The sequence below is a fragment of the Paraburkholderia steynii genome (assembly GCF_900100565.1).
Taxonomy (GTDB): domain Bacteria; phylum Pseudomonadota; class Gammaproteobacteria; order Burkholderiales; family Burkholderiaceae; genus Paraburkholderia; species Paraburkholderia terrae.
Genome location: NZ_FNDI01000055.1, coordinates 25,489 through 32,186, shown reverse-complemented (window position 1 = coordinate 32,186; position 6,698 = coordinate 25,489). Strand labels below are relative to the sequence as shown.

Here is a 6,698-nt window from a genome sequence, read left to right as displayed (position 1 = left end):
ACCAGGATCTGAAGCAGGAGCTGGGGCTGGGACACTACGAAGGCCGGGGATGGCGTGGGTTTCACCACCACGCCGCACTGGCGATCGCGGCCTACGGGTTCCTGCTCTCAGAGCGTCTCGCTACCGGTACCCCGGTCAGCGCCAAAAAAAACTTCGCAGCACGCCAGACACCTGCAGTTCCCGACGATTACATTGCGCGGGGAAGTCCGGCGCGCACAGCGCCACACGGCTGACTCGATTGCCACCATCCGCTACGAACTTACGGTCCGGCTGGTCGCCGGGCTCGACGCGTGTCCATGCTGCCGAAGTCTGGGAAGACGCCTTTATTTTATGACACAGTAAGACTAGGATTCCGGCAGTCATGGCCGCGCCGGAGGTTGGGATGAAAATCACAATCCGCGTCGAGATCACTACTGACTGGGATAAAACGGATACGTTCGAAGTCTGTCAGTTCGAGCGTCCCTATCGCCAACTTGAGCCTGAGAAGATTGGCCTGTCGCTCGCCGAAGGAAAAGATGTGCTGCACATGCTCCAGAGGGTTGTGGTGGCAGCGCAAGCTGAAGAGGTCTGCATGATGCGGCGCTTCTGTACCCACTGCCACCGTTTCCTCGAGCTCAAAGACCGACGGATTCGCAAGGTGGATACGGTCTTCGGCACTGTGCCCTTTCGCAGTGCCCGGATCGTTTGCTGTCCGTGCGAGACGCCTTTCCAGATGGAGTATCCGTATAGTCCGATGAGCGAATTCGTCCCCGAGCGAGCGACCGCGGAACGCTGTCGCTTGAGGCGAGGCTCTCGGCACAGATGCCGTATCGCCAGGTAGTCGGCATGTTGCGTGAGTTCCTGTCCGTTCGGCAGACATTGAACCATGTGACAGTGCGGAACAGGGCGCTACGGGTGGGCGCGCGCGTCGAGGCTGTTCAGCCGGCTGCATGTCGCGCCACGAAGGAAAATGATACGGAGTGGACGCTGACCATCGACGGAGGATTCGTTCGCGGGCGACGCAAATCAGAATGTTCGAGCTTTGAGATTCTAACGGGGCGCCTCCGTGCCAAAGACCAGACTTCACGCGTATTCGCGTTCGTGAGAAACAGGCTACCGGATATCGTGAAGCGGCTCACCACCCTTGTAAAAGCCACATCGGGAAGCGATCGACCGAGACTGTCAGTCATCACCGACGGTGCCAATGGCCTGCAGTCAATCGCTCGTCGATTACCGTTTTCTTCCACACCTGTCCTCGACTGGTTCCATATATCAATAGCTAGATCAGGGCGGCAAAAAGGAATCTAGTGCTCGCTCAGGTGTTGGGAAGGATCCATCCGCTGATGAACAATCCGGATAACGTCGATAAGGTTGTCGGTCTCTTTGAAAAACAGAATGTGAGTTCCGACCAGCACACTGCGGTAGCCAGGCCGAACGTGGGAGGCGGTCTGACTCGGCTGTGTACCTTCAGTCAATCCAACGATCGTGTCCTGGATCATGCGGATATAACGCTCCGCCTGCCGTATCCCCCAGTTTTCCGCCGAATAGTCCCAGATATCATCGAGATCCAGCTCGGCCGCTGGCGAGAGAACAAATTCCTTCACGTCGCGGACTTCCTCTTGCGTGCGAGAAACGCGTCGAAGTCAAACGGCCTGGATGGGCCCGAGCGCTCGCCCTTCTCCAGCTCGACGCGCAGGGCATCGAGTTTTGCTTCCTGTTCCTCTAGCAAACGCAGGCCAGCTCGAACCACGTCGCTCGCCGTGTTGTAGCGCCCGGCGCGCACGCGATCTTCGACAAATTCGGCGAAGTGGTCGCCGAGCGAAACGGATGTGTTCTTGCCCATCATGGCTCCCGTTGGTTCTGCGGCCATTATACCAATTTTTGGTAACTCGGCGAACGCCATCGCGCAAACGTTCCTCCTTGGTGCGGCAACCATGAATGGCCGGCACATCAGCTACGCTGCGGCCTACGACTGGCGGGCGCGCCGATACCGGTCGTTGTCGACAATAAGGCGGTCGATCCGCTCGCGTAGTTGCTGGTGCTGCGTGCGCGGCACGTCCGCTTTGGCCGACGCCTGCGGCTGGCCGGCATCATTCTGAGCCTTGAGGAATTTCTCGGTCCCGGCAAGCTGTCCAGCCGCCCGGGCGAGCGACTCGGCATCCCGACCCAATGCCACGTGAGCCGGTCATTGGCATGAATGGCAATCCGTATCGCGCAAAACGGCAACGAGTGCCCGCCCCCTCGGGAGATCGTAATCTGCCAGCAATGCGAGCCTCCATCTGGCCGCCCCGGAGTCCCGCAGCCAACCCTCCCCCCTTTGCTCCAATCAAGAATCACAACTTACCCTGCAAACTTCAATGCCTGCGAGAAATCCGCGATCAGATCGTCGATATCTTCGATACCCGCCGACAACCGCAGCATGCCGTCCGAAATACCCATTGCCTTGCGCGTTTCCGGACCGGCCTCAAAAAAAATCGTCGGCGCTACGGGAATAATGAGTGTGCGCGTGTCGCCGAGACCAGTCGCCTTGATGGGCAACTTGAGCGCGTTGACAACTTCCACCATGCGCTGCGCGTCACGCAATTCGAACGACAAGAGCCAGGACGCGCCCTTGAACAGCGCTTGCGCGATGTCGTATTGCGGATGGCTCTTCAGTCCGGGATAGAACACCCTGCCGACGGCTTTGTGCCTCTCCAGGAAATGTGCGAGTGCGAGCGCATTGTCGCTGCTTTGCTTCACGCGCAAGGCGAGCGTTTCCGCGCCCATCGCGATCGAGTGTGCCTGCTCGGACGACAACGACGCACCCATGTCGCGCAAGCCTTTCTTGCGGATCTGCAACAGGCCCTGCTCCTTCGCCGACGTACGCCGATAGTCATCGGCAATGTTCGGATATGCGCTCCAGTTGAATAGACCTGTATCGGTGACCGCACCGCCAAGCGCCGCGCCGTGGCCCGCGATCGTCTTCGTCAGCGAGTTGATCACGAGACTCGCGCCGACCGCCTGTGGCTTGAACAATGCTGGCGACGTAATCGTGTTGTCGACGACATACGCGATGCCGCGCTCGCGGCACACGTTACCGATGCCCTGCAAGTCCGGAATTTGCGTACCTGGATTCGCGATGGTTTCGACGAACACCATGCGCGTATTCTGTCGGACCGCGCTCTTCACGTTCTCGACGTCGCATGCGTCAACGGTGGTGACTTCTACGCCGAGCATCCGCAAGGTGCCGAACAGACTGTTGGTGTTACCGAATACGTAACGGCTCGATACGACGTGATCGCCCGCACGCAAGAGCGTGAGGAACGTTGCCGTGATCGCGGCCATGCCCGTGCTGAAGCAGATCGTGCCGATACCGTCTTCCAGGTTTGTGATCTTGCGCTCGAGCGCGGCCGTCGTGGGAGTGCCCTGCCGGGCGTAATTGAATCCGCCTTTCTTCGTGCCCTGGAATACGCCGATCAGGTCCTCGACGCGCTCGAAGCCATATTGCACGGACGTGTGAATCGGCTGACGCACTCCGCCGTGCTCACTCCCCGTGATCCTGTCGCCGTGAACGATGCCTGTGGTGAAACCTTGCTTGTCCATCCCTTCTCCGCGTTTCAAGTCGCATACTGCGGCCCATTATCGCCGCTAACGGCCATGTCAGGTTGCCGTGGTCCGTTGGGTAACATGGAACGAAGAACAAGTCGAAATCTCTCAATTGCGGTCGCTGCTTTTCGGCTGCCGTTATCAGTTGCGCCGTGCGCTGGTATTTTTGCTTCCAGTTGAGCCTGCGCGACATCGAAGAGTTTCTCTTCGAGCGGCGTGACCGTGACCTACGCGACGATCCGGTGCTGGTGCGATAAATTCGACGCTGATGTTGCACGCCGAACGGGTACGTCGTACCAAATGGACGTAATGCAATGAGGAGAGCGGGAAAGCCGAGGCTAGCTGATCGAGGCTCAATTTCCGAGACAGCGTCTCGGATTTTTCAGACACGGGCTTCGCTGGCAATGTTCGAGACAGTGTCTCGGACATCCGGTCGGAGAGGTATGCCAGATAGAACAGGCGCATTTGCTGCGAATTATCGGCGCTAAAGCCTCACTCGAACCGTGCCGGTAGCCGCTTGAGCAGAGCTTGCCCATAGCCCGTCCGTGGCGCACCGCCTTGATCAAGACTTGACAATGCGTCGACCAGTTTCCCAGAAAGTATCCGTCATTAGCGCGTTGACGCTGTGTGCGGCTGCGCGACGAGCGGCATCCAACAGGGGGACGATGTCGCCATGAATCGCGCCATATACGGGGTTGTGTGATGTGAGATCAGTCGTGCCTGCCCTTTCGCTGTTTACGGGTCTATGTCAGCCTCTTCGCCAATGGGGCATGATGATTTTACCGCGGGCACAAGCTTGGATGATCCCGCCTCGCCAGCCTTTCCCATAACGGTCGACGCTTCTCAATGAACGGCAACGTGCCGCGCCGTTGTTCGGCTTTGACGGCCGACGCCGGATTCGCAGGCTCATCATTGCATCAGTGTGACGCGCGCGATGCCGGCAGGCACCTCTCGAGTCGATACGCCAGCTGGTGCGAATGCGCAGGACATCGAAGAAGTAAGATAGTCTCACGGCCCGTTCTCGACCCCGCCGTACTTCGAATTGACCGCGCTTTTCTGATCGCTGCCGACGGAGTGGCACTCGTTCAGGAAATCACCACGCGCGTTCGACGTCCCGCTCAGATCGAAGTGGCCATGGTGATAGCACTACATTGGCGCATTGCAACAATTCGCGTGATGGCCTGTTCGAAAAGCTCCGGCACGCATTGCCCGTCAACTAAATTTGTTATCACTGTGAAGTCGAGTTGCAACTAATTTTGTAACTCCATGCACGTCGACGGCCGGGTCGCAGTGGCGAAACAGACGGAGAGTAGCTGAACTCGCTGTCTACAGTGGCGGGCGCAAAACGTCCAGGAAGTGTCACTCGTTTGCACCTTCGCATGGACATTCAAGTGTCCGTTCAATCAGGAATCAGTCATTCGATTGAACTGAATCCGCCTCTCATCTAGAAATTGTGCTGCACGCGCCATAGTGACTTTGCATTTGGGATAGTTGCGACAGCCCCAGAACGATCCGCCCTTTCCCTGTCGTTGTACCATCTTCACGCCGCAGCCTACACAAGTTGGCGTCTGGTAGTCGCCTTCGAACGCCAGCGCAAGCAGCTTCGCTTGTTTGCCGGCTTCCAAGGCACGAATACGTTCGACGATACCTGCGCCATCCACCAAGAGTATGTCAGCCTGAGAGGCATAGTCCCGAACCGGTTGGCCGATGAATCCTGCCAGTGACCAAAAGACGCCGTGCTTCACCTTATTTGAATGCATGACGCCGCCAAGAGCCCTCACTGGTTCCACCTTCACAGGGGTCCGCCATGCTTTGCACTGGACGACCGCAATCGGAGCTTCCTGCCCATCTCTGTATAGTGTGGCGTCAATACCGCCATCAGCACCAAACGGCACCCTCTTGACGGTGAAGCCCCTGGCCTCGTAGTACCAGACGCACAGCATCTCAAATCGTTTCCATTCGAGTTGTCTGATAGCGCTGATGGTCCATTCTGTGGGCTTCGCACGCGACGCGGAGCTGGCTTCGTCGATTTGACCTGCTGTATCCGAACTGATCCTCCTGATAGGACCGCTCGTGCGGACAACACGGAGAGTAGGCTCCTTGTGCAAGGGCGATACGGCGCCCGGCGCAGAATCGGGCGCCGCCCGACGCTTCCGGGCACGCAGATAGGCCAGCAGCCCAAGAAAGACAAACATCGTTGCCGGAGCCCATGCAACGAGCCGATTCATCGTGAGCACGCCGTGCAGGACGTGATTCGAGGCCATAGCTGCCGGTACCGCCGCGTTGAAGATGACGTAGCTTTCCAACGCCAGCAAGCCCGCAACCCACCACGGTGCATCCAGCAGTACGTGACAGACCGACTGCTTCCTTTTCGTACTGTCCACTCTGGACCCCTTCATAGCACACGCTGCGCGACATCAACATCTACAAGTTGCTGTAGGCTGCCCGCCTCGCAGATGCCGCTGAACGTCGCGGCGGTCTTAGCGTCCCAGCTTCCGTCCGAAAGCTCGATGAAGCCTTCCGCGTCGTTCCGCATCGTGGCCATAACGCCCGTTGCGTGCGCGGCGGAAAGACTAGAGAGAGCGAGAGCGGCGGTAAGTCTCAGCGGTTTAAGCGTTTTCATGGCGAGGCCTTCACTTACGAGATCAATAAAAATTCCTATTGCCCGAGAAGCTCGCTGAGTTTTGGTAGGTCTTATTGCTGGTCTTTCGGAACCCTTTCAGTATGAGGGCCTGACGAATGGCGGCGTGCGGTGAGTTGTCACAGAACGAATGCTTACTCTAGGCGGAGCGTCGCGCGCGGCAGGGTTTTCGGTCCGAAGCTACGCCAATTTTGGTCGACGTACCACCTGGCTAGGGCGGTGGACGGAGGGAAGGTAGGAGGGCCCGCGACGCGCTGAATCCGGCAGAACCAATGACAGGATCTGCCTATGAGATGTCGGGTTCCAGGAGTGACAGGGGACCTTTGTTCTCTCATACCTGCCGCTACCCTGTGATCGATTTGAGCGTCGGCAACGGGGTCGGAAGTGCGCATTGCCGACTGGCCGCTTGGGGGCAGTTAGATTCCACTGGCCGCCTTCCAGCGATGAGTTTGAAGAGCGGACGGACGCAGCCCGACCCGACGCAACCGTCTGT

General features: G+C 58.4%; 6 protein-coding genes and 3 pseudogenes. 3 read left to right on the top strand and 6 right to left on the bottom strand.

Annotation, left to right across the window (positions count from 1 at the left end):
• Window positions 1–233: pseudogene (locus BLT65_RS44520) on the top strand (IS701 family transposase); the annotation flags it as partial.
• A gap of 149 nt (window positions 234–382) precedes the next feature.
• Window positions 383–1,257 (top strand): annotated as a pseudogene (locus tag BLT65_RS44515) (ISKra4-like element ISBte2 family transposase); the annotation flags it as partial.
• A gap of 26 nt (window positions 1,258–1,283) precedes the next feature.
• On the opposite strand, the gene BLT65_RS44510 reads toward BLT65_RS44515, so the two are convergent.
• The 4 genes from BLT65_RS44510 to BLT65_RS44495 all read right to left on the bottom strand — a co-directional run bounded on the left by BLT65_RS44510 (window position 1,284) and on the right by BLT65_RS44495 (window position 3,561).
• Entirely contained in the window at window positions 1,284–1,583 is a 300-nt protein-coding gene (locus BLT65_RS44510) for a type II toxin-antitoxin system RelE/ParE family toxin (RefSeq protein ID WP_091790454.1), read from the bottom strand.
• Window positions 1,580–1,822: a type II toxin-antitoxin system ParD family antitoxin gene (locus BLT65_RS44505; RefSeq protein ID WP_007738653.1), complete on the bottom strand. Its 243-nt coding sequence runs from the start codon at window positions 1,820–1,822 to the stop codon at window positions 1,580–1,582. The genes BLT65_RS44510 and BLT65_RS44505 overlap by 4 nt, the downstream gene beginning before the upstream one ends.
• A gap of 123 nt (window positions 1,823–1,945) precedes the next feature.
• Window positions 1,946–2,155, bottom strand: a complete 210-nt coding sequence (locus tag BLT65_RS44500; RefSeq protein ID WP_208545905.1) for a hypothetical protein — start codon at window positions 2,153–2,155, stop codon at window positions 1,946–1,948.
• A 164-nt stretch (window positions 2,156–2,319) separates the two neighbouring features.
• Window positions 2,320–3,561 carry a cystathionine gamma-synthase family protein gene (locus BLT65_RS44495; RefSeq protein WP_091790453.1) on the bottom strand — a complete coding sequence of 414 codons (1,242 nt, stop codon included), beginning with the start codon at window positions 3,559–3,561 and terminating at the stop codon, window positions 2,320–2,322.
• A 143-nt stretch (window positions 3,562–3,704) separates the two neighbouring features.
• On the opposite strand from BLT65_RS44495, the pseudogene BLT65_RS48630 reads away from it, so the two are divergent.
• Window positions 3,705–3,876: pseudogene (locus BLT65_RS48630) on the top strand (IS6 family transposase); the annotation flags it as partial.
• Window positions 3,877–4,967: 1,091 nt separating this feature from the next.
• Here BLT65_RS48630 and BLT65_RS44480 read toward each other — a convergent pair.
• Window positions 4,968–5,948: a restriction endonuclease gene (locus tag BLT65_RS44480; protein WP_244187076.1), complete on the bottom strand. Its 981-nt coding sequence runs from the start codon at window positions 5,946–5,948 to the stop codon at window positions 4,968–4,970.
• Between the two features lie 11 nt (window positions 5,949–5,959).
• Entirely contained in the window at window positions 5,960–6,187 is a 228-nt protein-coding gene (locus BLT65_RS44475; RefSeq protein ID WP_091790451.1) for a hypothetical protein, read from the bottom strand.
• Window positions 6,188–6,698: the final 511 nt, after the last annotated feature.